General features: G+C 66.6%; 24 protein-coding genes. 13 read left to right on the top strand and 11 right to left on the bottom strand.

The genetic code is table 11. The features are described from left to right. The first annotated feature begins 55 nt into the window (after nucleotides 1–55). Nucleotides 56–1,621, top strand: a complete 1,566-nt coding sequence (locus tag DTA15_RS09780) for a methyl-accepting chemotaxis protein (RefSeq protein WP_006483390.1) — start codon at nucleotides 56–58, stop codon at nucleotides 1,619–1,621. A gap of 9 nt (nucleotides 1,622–1,630) precedes the next feature. On the opposite strand, the gene DTA15_RS09785 is transcribed toward DTA15_RS09780, so the two are convergent. Continuing rightward, on the bottom strand, nucleotides 1,631–2,038 hold the full coding sequence (locus DTA15_RS09785) for a DUF3224 domain-containing protein (protein WP_006483387.1): 408 nt from the start codon (nucleotides 2,036–2,038) through the stop codon (nucleotides 1,631–1,633). Nucleotides 2,039–2,277: 239 nt separating this feature from the next. Between DTA15_RS09785 and DTA15_RS09790 the strand changes: the two genes are divergently transcribed. Both DTA15_RS09790 and DTA15_RS09795 read left to right on the top strand, forming a co-directional pair. Beyond that, nucleotides 2,278–3,195, top strand: coding sequence for an acetoacetate decarboxylase family protein (locus DTA15_RS09790; RefSeq protein WP_006483364.1), 918 nt, complete (start codon nucleotides 2,278–2,280; stop codon nucleotides 3,193–3,195). A 43-nt stretch (nucleotides 3,196–3,238) separates the two neighbouring features. Next, nucleotides 3,239–4,489: a saccharopine dehydrogenase family protein gene (locus tag DTA15_RS09795; RefSeq protein WP_006483363.1), complete on the top strand. Its 1,251-nt coding sequence runs from the start codon at nucleotides 3,239–3,241 to the stop codon at nucleotides 4,487–4,489. Between the two features lie 82 nt (nucleotides 4,490–4,571). On the opposite strand, the gene DTA15_RS09800 is transcribed toward DTA15_RS09795, so the two are convergent. Then, nucleotides 4,572–5,453 carry a LysR substrate-binding domain-containing protein gene (locus DTA15_RS09800; protein ID WP_012493689.1) on the bottom strand — a complete coding sequence of 294 codons (882 nt, stop codon included), beginning with the start codon at nucleotides 5,451–5,453 and terminating at the stop codon, nucleotides 4,572–4,574. Between the two features lie 128 nt (nucleotides 5,454–5,581). Between DTA15_RS09800 and DTA15_RS09805 the strand changes: the two genes are divergently transcribed. Then, nucleotides 5,582–6,211: an FMN-dependent NADH-azoreductase gene (locus tag DTA15_RS09805; protein ID WP_006483359.1), complete on the top strand. Its 630-nt coding sequence runs from the start codon at nucleotides 5,582–5,584 to the stop codon at nucleotides 6,209–6,211. A gap of 34 nt (nucleotides 6,212–6,245) precedes the next feature. Here the strand turns inward: DTA15_RS09805 and DTA15_RS09810 are convergent, their stop codons facing one another. Then, on the bottom strand, nucleotides 6,246–6,863 hold the full coding sequence (locus DTA15_RS09810; protein ID WP_006483366.1) for a LysE family translocator: 618 nt from the start codon (nucleotides 6,861–6,863) through the stop codon (nucleotides 6,246–6,248). Between the two features lie 67 nt (nucleotides 6,864–6,930). Here DTA15_RS09810 and DTA15_RS09815 point away from each other — a divergent pair, with 67 nt between their 5' ends. Then, nucleotides 6,931–7,854 carry a LysR family transcriptional regulator gene (locus tag DTA15_RS09815; RefSeq protein ID WP_006483361.1) on the top strand — a complete coding sequence of 308 codons (924 nt, stop codon included), beginning with the start codon at nucleotides 6,931–6,933 and terminating at the stop codon, nucleotides 7,852–7,854. A 98-nt stretch (nucleotides 7,855–7,952) separates the two neighbouring features. On the opposite strand, the gene DTA15_RS09820 is transcribed toward DTA15_RS09815, so the two are convergent. Continuing rightward, entirely contained in the window at nucleotides 7,953–8,186 is a 234-nt protein-coding gene (locus DTA15_RS09820; protein WP_006483382.1) for a hypothetical protein, read from the bottom strand. 567 nt (nucleotides 8,187–8,753) lie between these two features. Here DTA15_RS09820 and DTA15_RS09825 point away from each other — a divergent pair. After that, entirely contained in the window at nucleotides 8,754–9,086 is a 333-nt protein-coding gene (locus DTA15_RS09825) for a cupin domain-containing protein (RefSeq protein WP_006483368.1), read from the top strand. 172 nt (nucleotides 9,087–9,258) lie between these two features. Here DTA15_RS09825 and DTA15_RS09830 read toward each other — a convergent pair whose 3' ends face one another. Then, nucleotides 9,259–9,558: an H-NS histone family protein gene (locus DTA15_RS09830; protein ID WP_006483375.1), complete on the bottom strand. Its 300-nt coding sequence runs from the start codon at nucleotides 9,556–9,558 to the stop codon at nucleotides 9,259–9,261. Nucleotides 9,559–9,786: 228 nt separating this feature from the next. Between DTA15_RS09830 and DTA15_RS09835 the strand changes: the two genes are divergently transcribed. Then, nucleotides 9,787–10,275 carry a RidA family protein gene (locus DTA15_RS09835; RefSeq protein ID WP_006483369.1) on the top strand — a complete coding sequence of 163 codons (489 nt, stop codon included), beginning with the start codon at nucleotides 9,787–9,789 and terminating at the stop codon, nucleotides 10,273–10,275. A gap of 41 nt (nucleotides 10,276–10,316) precedes the next feature. On the opposite strand, the gene DTA15_RS09840 is transcribed toward DTA15_RS09835, so the two are convergent. Both DTA15_RS09840 and DTA15_RS09845 read right to left on the bottom strand, forming a co-directional pair. Beyond that, on the bottom strand, nucleotides 10,317–11,306 hold the full coding sequence (locus DTA15_RS09840) for an AraC family transcriptional regulator (protein WP_006483393.1): 990 nt from the start codon (nucleotides 11,304–11,306) through the stop codon (nucleotides 10,317–10,319). Beyond that, a complete protein-coding gene (locus tag DTA15_RS09845) occupies nucleotides 11,303–12,361 on the bottom strand; it encodes an NAD-dependent epimerase/dehydratase family protein (protein WP_006483392.1) in 1,059 nt (352 codons plus the stop codon). The genes DTA15_RS09840 and DTA15_RS09845 overlap by 4 nt, the downstream gene beginning before the upstream one ends. Nucleotides 12,362–12,516: 155 nt before the next feature. Here DTA15_RS09845 and DTA15_RS39005 point away from each other — a divergent pair, with 155 nt between their 5' ends. The 3 genes from DTA15_RS39005 (at nucleotide 12,517) to DTA15_RS09860 (ending at nucleotide 14,754) form a co-directional block, all read left to right on the top strand. Then, complete coding sequence (locus DTA15_RS39005) at nucleotides 12,517–12,711, top strand: hypothetical protein (protein ID WP_020980006.1); 195 nt, start codon at nucleotides 12,517–12,519, stop codon at nucleotides 12,709–12,711. A gap of 389 nt (nucleotides 12,712–13,100) precedes the next feature. Beyond that, complete coding sequence (locus tag DTA15_RS09855) at nucleotides 13,101–13,352, top strand: hypothetical protein (RefSeq protein ID WP_006483379.1); 252 nt, start codon at nucleotides 13,101–13,103, stop codon at nucleotides 13,350–13,352. 316 nt (nucleotides 13,353–13,668) lie between these two features. After that, nucleotides 13,669–14,754: a helix-turn-helix transcriptional regulator gene (locus DTA15_RS09860; protein ID WP_227743139.1), complete on the top strand. Its 1,086-nt coding sequence runs from the start codon at nucleotides 13,669–13,671 to the stop codon at nucleotides 14,752–14,754. Between the two features lie 35 nt (nucleotides 14,755–14,789). On the opposite strand, the gene DTA15_RS09865 is transcribed toward DTA15_RS09860, so the two are convergent. Both DTA15_RS09865 and DTA15_RS09870 read right to left on the bottom strand, forming a co-directional pair. Next, nucleotides 14,790–14,984: a hypothetical protein gene (locus DTA15_RS09865; RefSeq protein ID WP_006483370.1), complete on the bottom strand. Its 195-nt coding sequence runs from the start codon at nucleotides 14,982–14,984 to the stop codon at nucleotides 14,790–14,792. A 90-nt stretch (nucleotides 14,985–15,074) separates the two neighbouring features. Beyond that, entirely contained in the window at nucleotides 15,075–17,252 is a 2,178-nt protein-coding gene (locus tag DTA15_RS09870; protein WP_012493691.1) for a glycoside hydrolase family 28 protein, read from the bottom strand. A 577-nt stretch (nucleotides 17,253–17,829) separates the two neighbouring features. Between DTA15_RS09870 and DTA15_RS09875 the strand changes: the two genes are divergently transcribed. Genes DTA15_RS09875 through DTA15_RS09885 form a run of 3 tightly spaced genes read left to right on the top strand, consistent with a single transcriptional unit; the run spans nucleotide 17,830 to nucleotide 20,742 of the window. After that, entirely contained in the window at nucleotides 17,830–18,816 is a 987-nt protein-coding gene (locus tag DTA15_RS09875; RefSeq protein WP_006481984.1) for a TRAP transporter substrate-binding protein, read from the top strand. Beyond that, complete coding sequence (locus tag DTA15_RS09880) at nucleotides 18,813–19,385, top strand: TRAP transporter small permease (protein ID WP_012493692.1); 573 nt, start codon at nucleotides 18,813–18,815, stop codon at nucleotides 19,383–19,385. The genes DTA15_RS09875 and DTA15_RS09880 overlap by 4 nt, the downstream gene beginning before the upstream one ends. 4 nt (nucleotides 19,386–19,389) lie before the next feature. After that, the gene (locus DTA15_RS09885) at nucleotides 19,390–20,742 is read left to right on the top strand and encodes a TRAP transporter large permease (RefSeq protein WP_006482542.1); all 1,353 of its coding nucleotides are present in this window, start codon (nucleotides 19,390–19,392) and stop codon (nucleotides 20,740–20,742) included. Between the two features lie 102 nt (nucleotides 20,743–20,844). Here the strand turns inward: DTA15_RS09885 and DTA15_RS09890 are convergent, their stop codons facing one another. Together DTA15_RS09890 and DTA15_RS09895 are read right to left on the bottom strand one after the other, a co-directional pair. Beyond that, the gene (locus DTA15_RS09890; protein WP_006482540.1) at nucleotides 20,845–21,087 is read right to left on the bottom strand and encodes a hypothetical protein; all 243 of its coding nucleotides are present in this window, start codon (nucleotides 21,085–21,087) and stop codon (nucleotides 20,845–20,847) included. Between the two features lie 32 nt (nucleotides 21,088–21,119). After that, nucleotides 21,120–22,538 carry an FAD-binding oxidoreductase gene (locus DTA15_RS09895; RefSeq protein WP_012493693.1) on the bottom strand — a complete coding sequence of 473 codons (1,419 nt, stop codon included), beginning with the start codon at nucleotides 22,536–22,538 and terminating at the stop codon, nucleotides 21,120–21,122. Between the last annotated feature and the right edge of the window lie 2 nt (nucleotides 22,539–22,540).

A 22,540-nucleotide genomic window follows, 5' to 3' on the forward strand; every position in this document is an offset into this window, starting at 1 on the left:
TGTTCCGGAATTCACATCCGCCGCTGGCCGTGCCCGGCCGGCTCAAGGGAACGTCATGCGAAAACAACTCACTATCCGTGGTGGACTCGTCGCGACCATCGCCGGCTACACCGTGCTGCTCGTGCTGGTGGTCGGCGCAGGCATCGCGGCGCTTTATATGGGCAACGGTTCGCTCGAGGCGATGTACCGCGACGATACCGCGTCGCTGCTGCATCTGAAGACCAGCTCCGAGCGGATGCTGGTGCTGCGCGAACGCATGAGCGACGTCGCGCAGATCATCAGCGCCGGCCAGCCCGCGAAGGCGGAAGTCGCGCAACTCCACACGCTGCTCAAGCAGAGCGACGACGAGCTGGACGCGTACATGCGCCTGCATCCGCGCGACGCCGGCGAGCAGGCGCTGTTCGACACGCTGCAGAATCGCCGGCGCGCGCTGCTCGATCGCGTGTTCCTGAAGGCGCTGTCGCAGCTCGACGGCGACGACGCGTTCAACTTCCTCGACACCCAGCGCACCGCGCCGCCGGCATTGTTCGCCGCCTACCAGGAGGCGATCGATGCGCTCGAATCGTTCCAGGTCACGCGTCAGAAGGCGCGCTACGATGCGGCCGGTGCGAATTTCCACCGGATCGTATGGGGGATGGGGGCGGTCGCGGTGCTGGCGCTCGTCGTCGGCTTCGTTGCGCAGCGCGTGCTCGCGAAGGCGATCATCGGGCCGATCAATCTCGCGGTCGACCAGTTCGAAAAGATCTCGAAGGGCGACCTGACCGGCACCGTCGTCGTGCCGGGCGAGAACGAGATGGCGTATCTGCTGAATGCGCTGAAGCGGATGCAGGACGGCCTCGTCGAGACCGTCAGCCAGGTGCGCGCGAGCACCGAGACGATCGTCGGCGACGTGCGCACGATCGCGAGCGGCAACGTAGACCTGTCCGCGCGCACCGAGCAGCAGGCCGTGTCGCTGCAGCAGGCGGCCGCGAGCGTCGAGCAACTGACGGCGGCCGTGCGCCAGAACGCGGACAACGCGCGCGATGCGCGCACCTACGTCGAGGGCGCGGCCGGCATTGCATCGCGCGGCGGCGAAGCGATGCAGCGCGTCGTCGAGACGATGTCGGAAATCTCGCACAGCTCGACACGCATCTCCGGCATCGTCGGCGTGATCGAGAGCATCGCGTTCCAGACCAACATCCTCGCGCTGAACGCCGCCGTCGAAGCCGCGCGCGCGGGTGAGCAAGGGCGCGGTTTCGCGGTTGTCGCGAGCGAGGTGCGCGGGCTCGCGCAACGTTGCGCGGCGGCGGCGAAGGAAATCCGCGATCTGATCGGCCATTCCGCGCGACGCGTCGAAGACGGCAGCGGCCTCGTCGCCCTGGCCGGCTCGGCGATGGCCGAGCTGGTTGCGGCGGTCGAGCGCGTCAACACGATCATGGGCGAAACCAGCCAGGCATTCGACGAGCAGTCGTCGGGCATCGAACAGGTGAACGCCGCGGTGATCCAGATGGAGCAGACGATGCAGCGCAATGCCGCACTGGTCGAGGAGGCGGCGGCCGCGGCGCTGTCGCTCGACGAACAGGGCGCGCGGCTGAGTGCGGCGGTCGCGCAGTTCCGTCTGCGCGAAGCGGCGCTCGCGTGACGGGCGCGCTTATTGCGGTGCGTCGGGCAACGCGTAGTCGAAGCGGTACGCATGCCGGCCGTTGTCGATGTCGATGTGCATCGAACCGGACAGCCCGAGCAACTCGTCCGTGCCGGAATCGGGCACGACCGTGATCGACTGCGCCGGCTGCCCGCGCGTCATGGTGGAGCTGTGCTGCAGGACAAAACTGCCCTTGCGTCCGCCGAGCACGCCTGTGACGGTTTCCATCGCCACGTACCCGGCCGAACCCTGAACGCTGCTGCGAAACGCGAGCATTTCGCCTTGGCTGACGGCTTCCAGATCGCCGTGAAAATGCTTGCCCAGCGACATGCGGCCGAGCCCGCTGGGTTCGGCGACGCGACTCAGGGATTCCGGATTCAGCTTCACTTCGAATGGACCGCTGGCCTGCAGTTTCATTGGCGTTCTCCTCGTTGAATGGGCACTCCGCACTATAAGCCAAGCGGGTTCCGCCGACGGTGACCGAATGCCGGCCGTGTACGGGACGAGCCGTCGCGCCACCGCAGTCCGACATCTTCCTCTACTCATCGCCTTGACCTTGAAGCTGACTTGAAGCTTAGAGTCCTTGCTGAGGGCAGTGAATCGGCAGGCCGAGGATTTCGCCTGCCACGGTCGAGCATCGACGAGAGGCGACGAACATGGACAGACGTTTTACACAGGTCGAATTCGGGCCGCACACGGTCGACGTGCCCGAGGGCGGGTACTACGACCGGTTCCGGATGAATCCGGACCTGGACGCGGTGGCGCGCGATCCCGCGGCGGGGAACATCGATTTTTTCCGGCGAATTCCGAAGCGTCAGGTGGCGTCACGCGTGGGCCCGACCTGGGCGCCGAACTTCTACTACCGTTCCAGCAGCATTCAACTGCTGTTCCTTGCACCGCTCGACCGCTTGCGGACCATGCTGCCGATCCCGCTCGAACCGCTGCGGGCGCTGCCCGGATACGGGCTCGTCGCGCTGACGTTCTTTTCGTATTCGGTCTGCGACAACGATCCGTATGACGAAGTATCGGTCGCGGTGGTCATTCGCCGGCCCGGCGCGACAGGTTCGCACGCGCTGGAACTGATCGACTCGATGCGGCGCCGGAGTTTCTTCGCGCACGTGCTGGCGCTGCCGGTCACGACGGACATTGCGCGGGTACGTGGCGTACACGGCTATCAGTTGCCGAAGTGGCTCGCCGAGATCGACGTGAACATCGATGCCACCGCGCGCGCGCGTATCGCCGGCCCGGGCGGGCGGCCGGATCTGAGCCTGAGCGTGCCGCTGCCGACGCTGACCCACGTCCCGTCGCAATCGCACATGGGTACGACGACGATGGTCAATCGCATCGACGGCGAATGGCATCAGTCGTCGGTGCAGACCAACATGCTGTCGTTCGCGCAGCGCCTGTTGCCGCGCAACGTCGAGCTGGTGCGGCACGGCGGGCCGCTGAGCCAGTTGCTCGACGGGCTTGGCGCATCCACAATCATGCGTCTCGACGTGGTCAAGGATGCGCAACTGGTCCTGAATCTGCCGACGCCTTTGAGGGCGTTCGACGAATCCGGAAAGCCACGCTAACGATACGGATGCGTGCGACGTGCGCGCACGGAAGGAGTCGTCCATGCCTCAACCGACCTACGATCTCGTCGTATTTGGCGCCACCAGTTTCGTCGGGCAAATCCTGACCCGCTATCTGTCCGACTACCTGTCGGACGCGGGCGCCGGCGATACGTTGCGCTGGGCGATCGCGGGCCGCTCCGACGCGAAGCTCAGGCAGGTCCGGGATACGCTCGGCGCGGCCGGGCAGTCGGTGCCGATCATCGTCGCCGACGCGGCCGACGAAGCGCAGCTTCAGGCACTGTGCGCGCAAACGCGGGTGGTCGTGTCCACCGTCGGCCCCTACGCGCTGTACGGCGAGCCGCTGGTCAGGGTCTGCGCGCAAACCGGCACCGACTATTGCGATCTCACCGGCGAGACGCAGTGGATCAGGCGGATGATCGACCGGTACGAAGCCGCGGCCCGGCAATCGGGCGCGCGCATCGTGCATTGCTGCGGCTTCGATTCGGTGCCTTCCGACATGGGCGTGTTCTTCCTGCAGCAACAGGCGCGGCAGCAATGGGGCGAGCCGGCCGCTCATGTGAAGATGCGCGTCAAAACGCTGAAGGGCGGTGCGTCGGGCGGCACCGTGGCCAGCGTGATCAACGTCGTGCGCGAGGCGGCGGCGGATCCGGCATTGCGCCGCGAACTGCTCGATCCTTATTCGTTGTGCCCGCAACGGCATGGTTTCACGGTGCGGCAGCACGCGGTGCGATCCGCCGAATTCGATCGCGACTGCGGCGCGTGGATTGCACCGTTCGTGATGGCCGCGATCAACGAGCGCGTCGTGCACCGCTCCAATGCGCTGGCGGGCAATGCGTACGGCAGCCGCTTCACCTATGACGAAGCCGTGATGACGGGCACGGGCCTGAAAGGACGCGTGACCGCGCTGACGATGGTGGCGGGCCTCGGCGCATTCATGGTGGGCGTCCTCATCGGGCCGGTGCGCGGCCTGATGGCGCGCTTCCTGCTGCCGAAACCCGGCGAGGGGCCGAGCGTCGACGCCCAACGGGCCGGCCGCTACGATTTGCGCTTCTTCGGTCGCACCGACGACGGGCGAACCTTGCGCGTGAAAGTCACCGGCGATCGCGATCCCGGCTACGGCTCCACCGGCAAGATGCTCGGTCAGGCCGCGCTCGGCCTCGCGCTCGATTGCCGCCGCGACGGCGTGAAGACCGGCCGCGGTGGCGGTTTCTGGACGCCCGCGACGATGTTCGACGAGCGCTATATCGAGCGCCTGGTTCGCCATGCCGGGTTGTGTTTCGAGGTGATTTGAAGGCAGTCGCCATCCGCTATTCGAGCCGGGCGGGACGCCATGCAGGGGCCGGCGCCGGCGAGACGCCCGCGGGCGCTGCCCGCTACGCCCGGTTGCGCGTGCTTGCTCCGGTGCGGGCGGCCGTTTCGTCCAGGATCATTGCGGCGAATTCGACGGCCGCCGGCATCCGCGCGTCGTGCATCATCACGAATTCCATCTCCGGCAGTGCCGGCAAGCCGTCGGGCAAGCCGAGTTCGCGAAGCGTGTCGTCGATCGCGCTGCGCGGCACCGGTGCGATCGCGATGCCGGCCCGTGCGAAGGTGCGGATGCCGGTCACGCTCGGGCTTTCGCACGCGATCCGGTAACGCATGCCGGCCAGCGCGAGCGCCGTGATGGCGGCGCCGCGATACGGGCACGGATCGGGGAAGCACGCGAGCGGCACGTCGCCTTCCGGCAGCGGCTCATGCCGCGCGAACGCCCAGACGAGCGGCTCTTGCCACAACGTCGCGCCATGGCCCGAGTGCGAGCACCGGCTGCCGATCACGAGATCGAATTCGCCGTCGGCATGCCGTCGAAACAGGCTGTCGCCGATATCGACGACGAGCTCCAGCCGCAGGCCGCGTCGCGCGGCGCCATGGCGGCGCATCAGGTCCGGCAGCCAGCCGCCTGCGAAATCCTCCGACACGCCGATCCGCAGCTTGACGTCGACCGCGTTACCCGTTCCCAGCCTGGCGCGCGCTTCCGCGCTCAGGTTGAGCATCGCACGCGCGTAGCCGAGCAGCGTTTCGCCGTGCGGGGTGAGCGTCACGCTGCGCGTATTGCGCACGAGCAGTGTCTGGTCGACCTGTTGCTCGAGGCGCACGATCTGCGCGCTGACCGCGGACTGGCTGAGGTTCAGCCGGCGCCCGGCGCCGGTGAAGCTGCGCACGTCGGCGACTGCAACGAACGTATGAAGCAGCGCGGTGTCGAGAGGGGGGGCATTCATCACCAATCCGGGTTAATTCGATCAATTAATATCGTTTCCGGATTATAGGCCGACCCGCTAGGCTGCGAAGTGCAGTGGGCGAGCGCGCATCCCGCGCGCCGTCGTCACTTCTGGCAAGGACCGGCGTCATGACACGCGTGCTCTATATCGAAGGCTCACCCAACAAGGCATATTCGGCGTCCATCGAGGTATGCGACGCGTTTCTCGACACATACCGGCAAGTGCATCCCGATCACGAGATTCGGAAGCTCGATATCTGGGATCTGCCGATGCCTGAATTCGATGCCGCCGCGCTGGCCGCGAAATATGCGGGATTGAGCGGCACGGCATTGACGCCGGAGCAGGCGGCAGCGTGGCGGCAGATCGAGCGGCTCGCGGCGCCGTTCCACGCAGCGGACAAGTTCCTGTTCGGCGTGCCGCTGTGGAATTTCAGCATTCCGTACAAACTCAAGCACCTGATCGACGTGATCTCGCAGAAGGATGTGTTGTTCACGTTCGATGCAGCGGGTTTTGCCGGCAAGCTGATCGGCAAAAAGGCGGCGGTGGTCTACGCGCGCGGGCTGGCCTATCAGTCGCCGGGGTCGTTGACGCCGGCTGCCGAGTTCGATCTGCAGCGCCCTTACATGGAAACGTGGCTCAGGTTCGTGGGCGTGACGGACGTCACCGGGATCGTCGTCGAGCGCACGTTGTTCCCGGACGGGAAGGTCGACCGCAGCCGCGCGATCGACGAAGCGCGGGCGATTGCGCGCACGTTCTGACGTCGCCGCGCGCTGCATCCGCGCGGGCCGAGGGTCAGCGCCCGCCGCGTGCGATGGCGAGCGCGACGCCGAAGCCCACCAGCAGGCATCCGAACGTGCGATCGATCCAGTGCCGCAGCGCCAGCAGGCGATCGCGGACGGCCGTGGCGGAGAAACAGATCGCCACGAGGCTGAACCAGCCGGCATGTGCGGCCGCGATGAATGCGCCGTAACCGATCTGCACGATCAGCGGCGTGTCGGGGCGCACGGCCTGCATGAACAGGCTGACGATGAACACCGTGGTTTTGGGATTCAGCGCGTTGGTCAGAAAGCCCGTGCGCAGCGCGGCGAGATCGGACAGCGGCGCCACGCGGGTGTCTGCTTGCGCGTCGCCGGCTTTCGTCATGAGCATCTTTGCGCCGAGGTAGATCAGGTACATCGCGCCGATCAGCTTGACGGCGTTGAAGAGCCACAGCGATTGTCGGATCAGGAGCCCGACGCCCAGCAGCGTGTAGCTCACGTGGACCGTCACGCCGAGCCCGATCCCGCATGCGGTGAACACGCCGGAACGACGCGACAGCATCAGGCTGTTGCGCGTGACCATCGCGAAGTCAGGCCCCGGGCTGATGACGGCCAGCAGCGTAATGGTGACTACGACTATCAGTTCGGTCATGGTGTTGCTCCAGCGATGAATGGGTTGATGGCACAATCGTATCCATCGTGCTTCATCGGGGAAAACGATGTTTTCTGACCAGAATGGTGAGTCTGGATCACAGTCGATTCGGACGAACCTGCCGTCGCTGATGGCGCTGCGTTGTTTCGAGGCGGCGGCGCGTCACGAGAATTTCAGCCGCGCGGCCGACGAGCTGTACCTGACCCATGGCGCGGTCAGCCGCGCGGTACGTCTGCTCGAGGACGACCTGGGCGTGGCGCTGTTCGTGCGACGCAGTCGTCGCGTGTTCCTGACCGATGCCGGCCGCACGCTCGCCCAGGCCGTCCATGATGGCCTGGGGCTGATGCGTCACGCCGCCCACGCATTGCGCACCGAGGCCGCCCGTGCGCGACGTCCGGTCCTGTCGTGCGAGCCGACGCTCCTGATGCGCTGGCTGATTCCGCGCTGGCCGGATTTCCAGGCGCGGCATGCGGGCGTCGATATCCATCTGGCCGCCGCGGGCGGGCCGTTCTCGTTCGACGACGGTATCGACATGGCGATTCGTCGCAACGATTTCGCGTGGCCGGCCGGGTATCACGCGGAACGTCTGTTCGCCGAACGGGTGGGGCCGGTTTGCCGGCCGGACAAGGTCGGCGCATGGTTTGCGTCGCGTCGCGGCGGCCGCGCGTTGAAGCCCGACGCTGCGCTGCTGCATACGCAGACCCGGCCGGACGCATGGCACGCGTGGGCGGCGGCGGCGAAGCAGCCGGCCGCGAACGGGCGCGGGCAGCGGTTCGATCACTTCTACTTCAGTCTGCAGGCGGCCGTCGCGGGGCTTGGGGTGGCGATCGGGCCGTGGCATCTGGTGCGCGACGACATCGAAAGCGGTGTGCTGGTTGCGCCGATGGGGTTCGTCGAGGATGGATCGGATTACTACCTGTTGACGCCGGCGCCGGTGGCGGACGGGAGTGCGCAGGCGGCGTTGCTGGGCTGGTTGAGGGGGCGGGTTTGACGGCGGTTGCCAGGCGGGCCTTCAAACAGGCGGCGAAGCGTGTGCCCGAAGCGCCGGGGTGATTCAGGCGATGGCAGGCGTGGCATGCCTCGCCGCTGTCAACGGACCGGCACGGACCGGTCGTCGCGTTGAACCAGGACTCGTGCCGCCCGCACGAGATGGCGATTGATCGTCGGAATCAGCGAGACGGGAATCTCGTGAGGGCCGGCAGTTCGAAAATCGGCTACGTGCATGATATGAACCAACCCGACGTTGAACTGAACGAATGCTTCGATGTCCGGGTCGTCCCGGATCGCGCTGCCCGAGCGCAAGGAAAGTTCAGTCGACGACATAGCGCTCGCGGATTTTTTGGATTGTGGCAAGTTTCGTCGAGCGGCTTCAAGGTCGCCTTGGGCAGGGAGCGACGACTGTCTCTGTATCCGGAATGGGCAGCGCAGTGGTTCCGCGCTACGCTCGTCGGCATTGATCGACGCAGATGCCAGACTGGTCTTTGCCGAATTCAATTGCACGCGACGCGGGGTTTCCCGGGAACAAGCCGTCGCGATCGACATTGCAGGCGACGAACAGAGTTGGCGCAAAGATCGACATCGTCACCATTGCGTGCAAACCTGAGTGTTGCAAGGGCAATACCGGATAGCCGGCCAGACGCACGGGCGTGGCAGATTTCGACCGGCTTTGCCGAAATGGCGCATGATGGCGTGCGCGTCGCTAAAAGATCGTTGCGATGTGCTTTATCGCACCTGTGAATGAGCGTGGATAAAGTTGCACTCATTCTTCATCTTTTTTACAAAACATTTAACGACGCGCGTGCAACCCCGGGCGATGTCGGGCCGCAGCGAACATTTCCCGTCGCCTTTAAACCCGCATCTTTACCCGACCATCCACGACGAGGCGCGGCGATGCTACTTCAAACCGGTAATTTATTCAGCGCCGAAGGGCGGCGCGGCGGCGACGAGCGAATCGACATGCTGGTCACGGGCCCGCACGTGAACGTCGAGCGAATCGTATCGATGGGGCATGCGAGCCCGGACGGGTTTTGGTATGACGACTCGCGCGCCGAATGGGTCGTGCTGCTGTCCGGCGCGGCCGTGCTCGAATTCGAAGCGGATGCAACGCGGCTCGATATGCGCGCGGGAGATTACGTGCTGATCGAGCCGCATTGCCGTCATCGTGTCGCGTGGACGCATGACGAAATGCAAACCGTCTGGCTTGCGATCTATTACGAACGCTGAAGAAAGGATTGGCGTGCGGCACGATCGGTCGATTGACCCGTGCGCGACACGCCGATCGTGCAAAACCTCGTCAACCGGAACGGCCTTGGAAACCCGCCGGTATCGATGCCCGACTCAATGCCCAAATCGCCGGACAGCGCGTTGAATCGCGCGCCGGATCATGCCGGCAATCTTATTCCTGGATCAGGAATCGATTGCGATTCTTCGCATCCTTGATCCATGCGGGCGCGCGACCGCGGCCCGACCAGGTCGCGCCGGTCTTCGGATCGCGATACTTTGCCTGCACGGGAGCGCCCGCTTGTTTGGCCGGCCGACCGCGGCGCGTACCGAAAATGTCTTTTTCGGTAATGCCGTATTCCGCGACTTTGGTGCGGATGTCGTCGACGATCGCCTGGAATTCAGCGACGCGCGCTGCTTCGGCTTTCTCGGCCAAAGCGTCCATTTGAGCTTTCAGTTCCTTGTAAGTTGCCATATATCACTCTTCAGGTTGTGTCCATACATGATAGCGGTTTCAACCGGAAATGATAAAGAAAATTGCGCCGACTACGAATTCCATTGCCGATATGGCAATGCACGACTGCTTCGAACACCTGAGAAGTGGTTTGACTTGAATCGTTTGCGTCCGATCTTCTCCGGCGAGACACGCTGCGGAGACTCAATTATTCTTTATCTTTTTTCAGAGGGATTGGGGAATTCACTGATGAACAGGGATGACACGCTGAAACAAGTTGCAGCCGAATTCGGATTCGATCCGGACGAAACGATCAGGATCGGCGGAAAGTACACGCCCGTGCTGGTCGACGGAAGCACGGCCTACATTGCCGGCCAGGTGCCGCGTATCGGGGAAGTGGTGCATTTCGTCGGCGTCGTGGGCGAATCCGTTTCGCTGGACGATGGCCGCCGCGCGGCCGGCATCTCGGCGCTGCGCGCGCTGTCGCTGATCCGCAAGCATTGCGGCACGCTCGATGCGATCGCGACGGTGCCGCGCATGACCGTGTACGTGCGCAGCGCGCCCGGCTTCACGATGCAAAGCGAAGTGGCCGACGGCGCGTCCGACGTGTTGTACGCGGTGCTCGGCGACGCCGGCGTCCATACGCGTTCGTCGGTCGGCGTGCTGCAATTGCCGAAGGGTGCATCGGTCGAAGCGGATTTCATTTTCGGGCTGAACCGCGGCGGTGCCGCCGGTTGATTCGCCGTGGCTGGCCGACGGAACGCGCCGCCTGGCGTCGATCAGCGCGCCGTGCGCGAACGGGCGGCTTCGGGCGTCATTCCGGTCCATTCACTGAATGCGCGGAAGAACGAATTCGGATCCTGGTAGCCGAGCAGGAAAGCGATCTGACTGTAGGGCAGATCCGAGCGATCGAGGTAATGCCACGCGAGCTTCTCGCGAACTTCCGCGAGCAGCGTTTTGAAGTTCGCGCCTTCATCGCCGAGCCGCCGCTGCAGCGTCCGCTTGCTGATCGCGAGCGTTCGGGCGACGCCGTCCGTGGTGGCGAGCCCGCCCGGGATCAATTCGAGCAGCGCCGCGCGCACGCGCTCGACGATGCCGGCTTCGGCCGACAACGCGTCGAGGCGGCGGCGCAGGTCGGGCTCGAAAATCTGCCACATCGCATGGTTCGCGGTCACGAACGGACGCCGCGCATCCTGCAGCGCCATGCTGACGGAAGGCGCATCGCCGTACTGTGGCGTCACGCCGAAAAAGCGCGCATAGCCGGGGTGCGGGCGAACGTCGCGCGGCAGCGTGACGGCGCGCGCCGGCAACTCGGTGCGGGTCGCGAGCCGTGCCAGTTTCACGAAGAAGCCGAGTTCGGCCGCGACCAGCATGCCGGGCGGCGGCACCTCACGTTCCAGGAAGTCGACGGCGAGGGTGAGTGCGTCGGCCTCGTGCGATACACGCAACCGGATCGGGCCGATCAGCGGCTTGAACTGGCTGATCCGCCGGATCGCGATCTCCAGGTTGGGACTGCACAACGCGGCGAACAGCGGCGGATCGAAGGCTTCGACCGAGAGCAGATCGAGGATGCGCAGTGCGACGGCCGGCATGTTCGCCATGTCCTCCATCGCACGCCACATGCGGAAGTACTCACGGGTCGTCAGCCCGTTCTCCGGCCGCGTGAACAGATCGGCGGGCAATTGCGCGTGCCGCAGCAGTTCGTCGGCGCGCAGGCCGAGATCGACCATCACGACCTGCCAGCCCGGCGAAATCGCGAAGCGGTTCATCGCCGCAATTGCCCGGTTTCGACGAGTTGCTGAAAGAAATCGTTCATCGACTCGGCGAGCGGGCGATAGCGGATCCCCAGTTCGTTGCGGCTGCGGCTGTTGTCGGCGCGCCAGGGCAGCCCGATGTTGCGGGCGACCACGCGGCGCGTCACGCTCTTGTTCGCGAGCGGGCCGACCAACCACACCAGCCATTTGGGCAGGATGCGCCGCGGAATCGGGTAGTCGGCGCCATACCGATCCAGCAGCGTGGCGGCCATCGCCGGCAGGCTCGTGTCGTGCGCCGACACGATGTAGCGGCCGTTGGCGTTCGGCAGGAACGCCGCACGCAGATGCGCGTCGGCCACGTCGCGGACATCCACGGCGCCCAGGCCGAGATCCGGCACGCCGGCCTTCATCGTGCCGTTGCCCATCTGCCGCACGATCTCGAAGCTTTCCGATGTCGCATACGGGTTGATGCCGGACCCGATCACGAGCGACGGGTTGACGGTCACGAGATCCCAGCGTTGCTGCTGGCGGGCGATCTTCCACGCTTCGCGCTCGGCAACCGTCTTCGAATACGAATAGGGCTGATGGGTCAGCGACGAACTGGTGTTCCAGATCGCTTCGGTGAACACACCACCGGGTGTTGCGGCGAGATCGGCGTTGTCGCCGTAGATCGCGGCGCAACTGCTGGTCAGCACGACGCGCCGCACCGACGGCGTGCGGTTGGCCGTCTCGAGCACGTTGCGCGTGCCCAGCAGCGCCGGATCGACCAGCTCCTTCTGCGGATCGGTGACCGTGACGGTGAACGGCGACGCGGTATGGAACACGGTCCCGCAACCGGCCATTGCGTCGGCATATGACCCGGGTTCGAGCAGGTCGGCGCGGAAATAGCGGATCGTGCCGGGCTTGCCGGCCGCGATGCGCTGCAGATGCTCGAGCTTGTCGGGGCTGTCGGGGTCGCGCACGGCCGCGTGGACCGTCAGGCCGGCCTCGAGCAGCCGCTGCACGAGCCAGCCCGCGACGTAGCCGGTTGCGCCCGTCACCATGACGGGCAGGTCGGTATCGATATTCATGGACGGGATTCCGTTGCAGAGATGATGCGCCATGATGCCGCCTTTTGCGCGCCACTTCACTCGCAAAGCGCGCCAATCGACATGCAGGGCGCGACAGCATCGCGACGTACGCAGGCTCATGCGAGCGCCATTCACGCGATCGGATCGACGGCGTCATGCGCATCGGACCGTCTCTGTACGACGCGCTCGCGAGCGACGGCGGGAAATTCCGCGGCGCGCTGTTTCGCGCCAATGCTCGGCCTTCCTATCGAGTGGATGACGACTGGAACGATGCCGCGCTGGAACATCACGAACCTGGTGGTGCATCCGGGCCCCCGGACGGGCGGGAAAGGCTGGAGCCGCGGGACTGACGTGTGACGTGCGCGGCATCGCGTGCGACGAAAAGGCACGTCGTTCTCGGCGGTCGATTCGTCAGATGTGAAAGCGCGCGATTCGTCGTGCGGTAGCGTCCCGCTCCTGTCTTCATCTCCGTCATTTCCGGAAGCCGCGACCTGACCGATATCAACCGGCATCCCCACTTTTGGGGATGCCGGCGCCGCGCGGTACGCCTACGATGATCAACAAGGCACCGGGGACCGGATATCACCAGAACAATCGAGCAGGCCTGTCGTTCCGTGTCGATCGCCACAGTCGTCGCGTAAGCTGATGTGCAACGTAGGCGGTGCGTCGTTGGCGCCGCGAACGACGGCGCGTTGATGACGGAAGGCCTGATGTCGTATTTCGGGGAATTTCGATCAATATGCTCGCACGAGACTATGTGGAACGAGAGCTCTCGCATATCCAGCGCATGGTGGCGCTGCTGGACAGCGAGACGGACGTCGACGACGTGTCGATGTCGGGCGCGGGACGCGTCAGGCATCCGAGTTACTGGCGCGGGCGCATCGAGGAACTGCTGTCGACGCCCGACGTGCCGCGTCACGTCCGAAAGCTGAGCGAAGCGGTGCTCGCGAAGATCGACGAGATGGAAGCGCGATTCGCGACGATGAAGTAAGTGCATCGTCGGGAGCCGGCGCCGAACCGCGTGCCATCGCATCACGATCGGCCTCGAACGCCGCCACTTGCGACAACCTTTCGTTCCGCGCCACCCGCGCCACCCGCGCCACTCGCGCAGGCCGCCATCCGCCGTCTGCGTCAACGCCGATTCCACGGCCGCCGTGTCAAAAACGACCATTACGTCAGACGAGAAACGGTAACAAACGTGGTATTTCGATCAAACCCGCATCGGCAATTTGAACAATGAGGCCGATTGAGTAAGATGCCCGAACGACGTTCGACGAAAACGCACGGCGCGGGGTGGCCAGATGCAGATGAACGGGTTGATTCCATCGGCATGGATCGATGACATCTACGCCGCGGCACTGGGCGATCAACGATGGGAAGCGGTGCTGGACGGGCTGCGCTTGTCGGTCGGCGCACGCATGGCCACATTGCTGTCGTTCGACGATGCGGCGAGGCTGCCGGCGATCGAACAGGCGGCCGGCGACGATCCGTCGTGGGTCGCCGCGTGCCACCACAGCTACAACACCGAGTTCTACCTGTACGACCCGGTCGTGCCGGTTGCCGCCGACTGGCCGGCGGGGCGCTGGTTCGAGGACGTCAAGCACCTGTCGGTGCGCGAGCGCACACATGGCGTGTTCTACCGGGAATTCCTGCAGCCGTTCGGGCTCGGCAGCATCTCGGGCCTGTACATTCATCGCGGCGAAGGCGCCGGCGCGTTCCTGAGCGTACAGGGCGGCCCGGAAGCGCAAGGGCTGTCCGACGCGCAGCGCCGCACCATCGAAATCATGGGCGCTCACATCAGCCGCGCGCTGCGCATCCACGCACGCATCGGCGAGCTCGAAGCGCGCGTGGCCGCCGCGGAGTCGGCGCTCGATGCGGTGCCGGTGCCGGTATTCCTGCTCGGCGCGCAGCGCGAGCTGCGCTATATGAATCGCGCCGCCCAGCAGCTGATCGCCGCTGAACCGGCGCTGCGGATCGTGAACGGACGGTTCGCGCCGGAAGGCTGCGTCGACGATGCGCAATGGCGGCACGCGTTCGCGCGCGGCGGGCTGTTGCTGCGGCGTACCACTGGCGAACCGCTGCCGCTCGCGCTGATTCCCGTTCCCGAACAGTCGCGCCTCGCGCGCGAACGGCCCGGCGTCGCGGCGCTGATGACGGCCGCCGACCTGCGCTCGCCGGTGGCGCGCGCGCAGCGCTTGCGGGTGTTCTACGGGCTGTCGTCGGCCGAAGCCGATCTCGCCGTGCTGCTGTGCTGCGACGGGCATTCGCCGCAGGAATGCGCGGCGCTGCGCGGCGTGTCGATCGGCACGGTCCGCGCGCAGATCAAATCGATCTACACAAAGACGGACGTCGCGCGCGCCGCGCAACTGACGTCGCTCGTCATGCAGACCTGAACGATCGATGCACGCGCGCGCGGCGGCGTTTTGACCTATCCGCCGCCGATTCCCTGCAGTATCTTGCCGGTCCCGCCGCAGACGGTGCATGGCTGACCCTCCACCCGGCCGGTGCCGCGGCAGACGCGGCACGTGTCCTCGCCGATGCCCGGCGCGTCGGCCGGGCCTTCGTCGCCGGCGTTCGGCGAGGCAGCCGGGTCGGGGGTCGCTGATGGCTTCGTGGTCGACATCACAGGCTCCTTTCGCGTTGCGTGATGTCACGGCGAGCATCGCGCGTGCCCACGAGCCGGCACGCGCGACGGCGACGGCAGGGCCGCGCGTTACAGCGCCGGCGCCCACGTCGACCCGAACGGGTTCGACTGGTCGATGCCCGGGAAGTCGACGAACGCCTTGCTGCAGTCGAGCACGCTGGCCGGATCGATCGCATGGACCGCGCTGCCGTTGACGACCACCCGGTTCGCGGTCGACGGGAACACCGGCAGGTTCACGTTGCGCAGCGTGAGGTTCGCGTCGGACGCGATCGTCGCGATGCCGTCGGGCGTATCGGCCACCACGTCGGTCAGCGACATCACGAGCGGGAACGCCGGCTCGCCGTAGCCGCCGGTGTTCGCCTCGAAGCCCTGCAGCTTCACGCCGGCCGCGCCCTCGATCACGACGTTCGCGAGCGAGATGTCGTGGAAGTTCGGATACAGCGGGCCGCTCGCGGGCACGGCCTTGGTGCTGTAGTACGGCGTGAACAGCAGCGCGTTCTTCGCATCGCGGATGCAGATATTCGCGTAGTGGATGTTGCTCACTTCGCCGCCGCGCGCATAGTCGGACTTGATGCGCAGTCCTTCTTCCGAATCGCGGAACGCGTTGTCGTACACCTGAACGTTGGTCACGCCGCCGTTGGTCTCGCTGCCGATCGAGATGCCGTGCCCCCAGTAGATGTGGTTGTGCGCGATCACGACGCCCCATTTGCGATCGGCGCGCACGTCGCGATTGCCGTCGATGCCGAACAGCCCCGAGCCGGCGGGCGCCGGATTGTTGCTGCCCTTGAGCGCGATGTCGTCGTCGCCGGTGCTCACGTAGTTGTACGCGAACACGAAGTTCTTCAGGTAGCCGTCGAACGAGATCGCGGCGGCGGACGTCGTCGTGCTGCCGGTCGACAGCGCCACCGACGTCGGCTTCGACGCGGAGCCCGGGTCGAACGCGTCGGTGTTCTTCACGTTGTCCGCGTTGAACGTCTGCCCGTTGTACAGCGGGTTGCCGTTGCCGGCCGGGTTCGCGAACGCGGCGAGCGTCGGCGTCTGCACCTTCACGTTCCAGATCGTCAGCCCGTCGACGCCGCTCGGCACCACGTGGAAATTCGGGCTGTTGTTCAGCGTGATGCGGTACAGCGTGAGGTTCTTCGCGTAGTTGAACACCATCAGCCGGAAATTCGACTGCGAGCCGAAGCCGGTCGTGCCGTTCTGCACCATGTTGCCGAGATACGCGAGATCCCACCACGTCATGTTGCGCACCGTCGATTTCGAATCGACGACCGTGCCGCCGTCGTCGCATGCGGTGCCGTCGGGCGCCACGGTGCCGCTCTTGTACGCCGCGTAGGTGTTCGAGCAGGTCAGGTCGACCTTCATCAGCGGGTATTTCGCATCGGACGTCACGAGCTCCGCGTAGCCGCGCCCGTCAATCCGGCCGTCGCCGACCACGGCCGCGTTGACGAGGTTGGTGCCGGTGATCAGCGCGGCGCAGTTCGACGAGCTGCCGGCTTTCGTCGCGCTGACGGCCGTGTTGCCGCAGTACGGGCCGGCGGCGTTCGGCGAATACGCCTTCACGTCGCGCGACGCATACAGCGTGGCGCCCTTGTCGATCCACAGCGTGACGCCGGACGGCAGCGTCAGCGGCCCGCTGATGAAGCCGTTGCCGGGCCCCGCGCGATTGACGACGAGCCGCACCGCGAACTTGCTCGCGCGGTACTTCGGCTTCGCGAGTTCCTCGCCGGACGCGCCGGCGAGGTTCGCGTTCGGCGCGGCGGCCGTCTTCTGCGCGGCGGTGGCCGCGGCGTCCGCCGCCGCGATCGTCGCGCCCACTTCGGCGTCGACCGCCGCGCCGCAGGCGTCGAGCGCGGCCTGGATGCGCGCCTGGTCGGGGTTGGCCGTCGCGGTCGACACGGCCTTGCCGACGCCGGCCGTCGACGGATCGGCCTCCGGCGGCAGCGAGCCGTCGGGGCGGCTCACGAGCGTATTGGCGGCTTCGAGCGTGCTGCACACCTGCGTGTCGGCGGGCAACGCCGGTTCGGGTGGCAGGTTCGGGTCGACGGTCGTCGTGCCGACCTGGAACACGCTGGTCGCGGGCGGTGCGGTCGACGCCGCGCCGCCGCCGGTACTCGCGTCGCCGCCGCCGCACGCGGTGAGCGCGGCGGCGGTGGCGAGCAGCGCGGCGAGCAGGCCGAGCGCACGCGGGCGTCGGCTGGGCGGGGAATCCGGCCGGGAATGTGGCCGGGCAACGGAAAGTGTCATGACGGAGATCTCCTGAAGAGGCATCGGCTGCGCGATGCCGGGCTGGTATCGGGTCGTTCGGGCGGCGCGGGTCGCCGCGACGCGAGCGCGGGCGGTGACGGGCAGCGGGCAACGCTGAAGCGGGGGAGAGCGGCCGCCGGCGCGGTTCGTCGGGCCGCGCGCCACGGGCGCGAATCGCGTCGTGCGGGATGCGGGCCGGCGCGCGCTCGTGGCGCCGCGGCGGCGTGACAACATCGTGATCAGTCATCCTATAACGACGGCAAGCGAAGCGAAACAAGGCCGCCGGATGTCGGGAAACCGCCACGTCGGTATCCCGTTTGCATGCCGACCCGTTTCCGGAAAACGTTTCGCGAAAAAGCGCGGAAACAGAGAATGCGATTCCTCGATTCCCGTCAAAAGCCCTTGATAGCAGCGGTTATAGGGGTATGCACCAAGTGAGTTAAACGGTTAACCGACGTACATTCGCTCGACACGTCATACGACGTATGACTCTGCGGTTCAAGGAAGCGTACCGGCGACGCAGGCGCCTGCCGACGGATCGCCGCACAACAACGATCGACCATCAAGGAGACTCACCATGAAGCACCGATTCACCGGCTCCCGTACCGCCCTGGCCGTCGCACTGATGGCCGGTTTCGCGATGTCCGCGCAGGCGCGCGTGTTCCGTTCGGCGGACGTGCACGGCGACACCTTCCCGACCAACATGGCCGTGAAGTTCATGGGCGAGGAACTGTCGAAGCAGACGGGCGGCAAGGATTCGATCAAGGTGTTCGGCAACAGCGCGCTCGGCTCCGAGAAGGACACGGTCGACCAGGTGCGGATCGGCGCGATCGACATGGCGCGCGTGAACGGCGCGTCGTTCAACGAGATCGTGCCGGAATCGCTGATTCCGTCGTTCCCGTTCCTGTTCCGCGACGTCGCGCACTTCCGCAAGGCGATGTACGGGCCGGCCGGCCAGAAGATCCTCGATGCGTTCACCGCGAAGGGGATGATCGCACTGACGTTCTACGAGAGCGGCGCGCGCTCGATCTACGCGAAGCGCCCGGTGCGCTCGCCGGCCGACATGAAGGGGCTGAAGGTGCGCGTGCAACCGTCCGACCTGATGGTCGACGAGATCAAGGCGATGGGCGGCACGCCGACGCCGATGCCGTTCGCCGAGGTGTACACGGGCCTGAAGACGGGCCTCGTCGATGCGGCGGAAAACAACCTGCCGTCGTACGAGGAAACCAAGCACTACGAAGTCGCGCCCGATTACTCGGAGACGCAGCACGCGATGACGCCGGAAGTGCTGGTGTTCTCGAAGAAGATCTGGGACACGCTGTCGCCGCAGGAGCAGGCGGCGATCCGCAAGGCGGCGGCCGATTCGGTGCCGTACTACCAGAAGCTGTGGACCGCGCGCGAGGCGTCCGCGCAGCAGCTGGTGACGAAGGGCGGCGCGAAGATCCTGCCGGCCGCGCAGATCGACCGCGCGGCGTTCGTGAAGGCGATGCAGCCGCTGTGGACCAAGTATGAAAAGACGCCGCAGATGAAGCAGATCGTCGACGAGATCGAGGCCACCAAGTGACGCGTCGCACTTCCCTGAACAGCGCGGCGGCCGCGGGCGCGTCGGCCGCCGCCCCCGACGGCGCGGCGCCGGCGCGGCCGCACGCCGCGCCGCTGCTGCGCTGCGTGAACGACGTGCTGTTCCGCGTGCTGGCGGGAATCGCTTCAGCATGCCTCGCGGTACTCACGGTGCTGGTGTTCTATGCGGTCGTGATGCGCTACGTGTTCGAGAATGCGCCGGATTTCGTCGAGCCGATCGCGCTGTTGCTCGTGATCGTGATCGCGATGTTCGGCGCGGCGATGAAGGTGCGCGACGGCGGCCATATCGGCCTCGATTCGCTGGTGCGCCGGCTGTCGCCGAAGGCGCGCACGGTCGTCATCGCGATCCAGCACCTGAGCCTGATCGCGTTCGCGATCATGATCATGATCGGCTGCGGCAGCATGGCCGCCGAGACGATGGGCGACCGCATCCCGATCATCGGGCTGCCCGAAGGCGTGCGCTACCTGATCACGATGCCCGCGGCGGTTGCGATCATCTTCTTCTCGCTCGAGCACCTGCTCGCGCTTCGTCGTACTTCGTCGGGACAATAACGCCATGGAACTCGCGATCCTGTCCGTCAGTTTTCTGATCTTCCTCGTGCTCGGCGTGCCCGTGTCGTTCGCGCTCGGCATTGCGTGCGTGCTCACCTACCTGGTCGAAGGCCTGCCGATCGCGACCGCGATGCAGGCGATGATCTCGGGGATGAACGCGTTCTCGTTCCTCGCGGTGCCGTTCTTCATCTTTTCCGGCGAACTGATGCTGCACGGCGGCATCGCGGACCGGATCCTGCGCTTCGCGCAGGCGACCGTCGGCCACTTCCGCGGCGGCCTCGGGATGGCGAACGTCGTCGCATGCACGCTGTTCGGCGGCGTGTCGGGCTCGCCGACCGCCGATACGTCGGCGATGGGCGGCGTGGTGATTCCGCTGATGAAGCGCGAAGGCTACAGCGCCGCGTACGCGGTCAACGTGACCACGCACGCGTCGCTCGCCGGCGCGCTGATGCCGACGTCGACCAACATGATCATCTACGCGTTCGCCGCGCAGGGCATCACCGGGATGCTGCACGGCCAGCCGGTGAGCGGCGTGTCGATCGGCGACCTGCTGTTCTCGGGCCTCCTGCCGGTGTTGTGGGTGATGGGCTTCGTGCTCGCCGCCGCGTACTGGCAGGCCGTGCGTCACGGCTATCCGCGCCGCGAGGACGGCTCGTCCGCGCTGCCGCGGTTTCCCGGCTGGTATGCGGTGCTGCGCAGCTTCGTCGGCGCGGTGCCCGGGCTGATGGTGATCGCGATCATCCTCGTGTGCGTCGCGAAGGGCATCGCCACAGCGACCGAGGCGGCCGCGATCGCCGTCGTGTACTCGCTCGTGTTGACCGCGGTGGTCTACCGGACGCTGACGGCCGAGAAGCTGCGCCGCGCGCTGTCGCATGCGGCGCGCACGACGGGCGTCGTGCTGCTGCTGATCGCGGTGTCCAACATGCTGCGCTTCCAGATGTCGTACCTGGAGATCCCGGATGCGATCGAAGGGCTGCTGAAGCAGTCGACCGCCGCGCCGTGGCTGATGCTGCTGTACATCAACATCATCCAGGTGTTCCTCGGCACGTTCGTCGACATGGCCGCGCACATCCTGATCACGACGCCGCTGTTCCTGCCGATCGCAATGGCGTGCGGCGTCGGCCCGGTGCAGTTCGGGATCATGCTGCTGCTGAACTGCTCGCTCGGCCTCGTGCATCCGCCGATCGGGTCGGTGCAGTTCGTCGGCTGCGCGATCGGCAACGTATCGATCGGCGAGACCACGAAGATGGCGTGGCCGTACTACCTCGCGATCTTCAGCGCGATCAACATCGTCACGTACATGCCGTTCTTCTCGACGTGGCTGCCGAGCCTGATCAGCGGGCACGCGGTGTTCTGATTGCGTTGCGCGTTTCGCCCGTCGCGGCGCCGGACGACCGAGGTGGTCCGGCGCCGCGGTTGCATGCGCGGCGCGCTTGCCGCGCCGTCGCGAGCCGGCTGCTCAATCCTGCCGTCCATCCGGTTCGAGGTCGCGAGCGATCGACCGTTCGTCGCGCCAGTCCGCCAATTCGCGCCACAGCGCCGGGCGCGCATGGTCGCGCGGCGGCAACGGGATCACGCAAGCGACGCCCCGCACGTTGACCACCACGCCCGAGTCGGGCAGCGTGGCCGGGATGCCTGAGGACGAAGGATCGGCGTCGGGTTCGGAAGGCGTGCCCGGGCCGGGCGGGTGTCGAAACATCATGCGAAATCTCCGTGGCGCCGTGAAGCGGCGCATCAGTAACGGACCCGCCCGACCAGCCCGAGCGGGTCGATCGCTTGCTGGACGGCGCCGGCGAGTTGCCGGTGCGCGGCCGGCACGTGCTTGCGGTAGTACGCGATATTGACCGGCCCGACGCCATGTTCCGCGCTGAAGCAGCCGCCCGCGCGCACGACGCGGTCGTACAGCGCGCCGCGCAGCGCCACCTGCTGCAGCGGCCCGTAGCGTTCTGCTTCGGCGTGCGGAATCGATACGACGAGATGGCAGCCGCCGTCGCCGAAATGCCCGAACGCATGGCAGCGCAGCGCCGGATGCGCGGCGGCGAGCCATTGCTCGGCGTCGGCGACGAATCCGGCCAGCGCGCCGCGCGGAAACGACACGTCGAACGACAGCGGCACGCCGTCCTGCGCGACCGCGACCGGCAACGCGTCGCGAATCCGCCAGAACCGTTCCGCCGGCGCACACGCCGCGTCGAGCACCCGCCGTTCGCTTGCGAGCGCGTCGAGCGTCGCGACCGTGCGTTCCTCGAGCAGCGCATCGAGCCCCGGCATGCCGGTCGCGGTCTCGACGAGCGCGTAGCACGCGGCAGCGCTCGCGTCGAACGGCGCGCGCAACGCGGGAAACGCGGCGGCGACGCAACCGACCGCCGCCGCCGACATGAATTCGAACGCCGACAGCATCTCGCCGAACGCGCGTTCGAATGCGAGCAGGCCGGCGAGCGCCGCGTCGTACGACGCGAACGCGACGAACGCCGCGCACGACGACCGTTCGAGCGGCGCGAGCGCGAACGACACGGCCGTCACGAGCCCGTTCGCGCCATTCGCGCCGATGAAGCACTGCGCGACGTCGAAGCCCGCGTTGCGCTTGCGCAGCGGCGCGAGCGCGTCGATCACGGTGCCGGCTTCATCCGCAAGAACCACTTCGACGCCGAGCACGTGACGGCGCACGTCGCCGTACTTGATCAGGCGGCTGCCGCCCGCGTTTGCGCCGACGAGGCCGCCGGCCGCCGGATCGCTGCCGAGATCGATCGGCACGCAGAGCCCGGCTTCGCCCGCCACGCGATTGATGTCGGACAGCCGCACGCCGGCGTCGACCGTGATGCTGCGATTCGAAGGATCGAACCCGCGAACGGCGCGCATCCGCTCGAACGACACCACGCATTGCGTGCCGCTGCGATCGGGCACGGCGGCGCCGACGAGCCCGGTGCGCGCCCCCTGGGCGACGAGCACGATCCGGTGCGCGACGGCGACGCGGACGAGCGCGCGCACGTCGGCGGTCGACGCCGGCCGCGCGACGCCGAGCGGCACGCCGCCGTATCGCGCGACGTCGGTCGCATACGGCTCGCAGGCCGCGCCGTCGAGCCAGCCGTCGCCGAGTGCCGCGGCGAGCGCGTGCCGCTGCGCGGCGTGGGCTGCGTGTGCGGGCAGCGCGTTCATCG

This window comes from Burkholderia cenocepacia, assembly GCF_900446215.1.
Lineage (GTDB): Bacteria > Pseudomonadota > Gammaproteobacteria > Burkholderiales > Burkholderiaceae > Burkholderia > Burkholderia cenocepacia.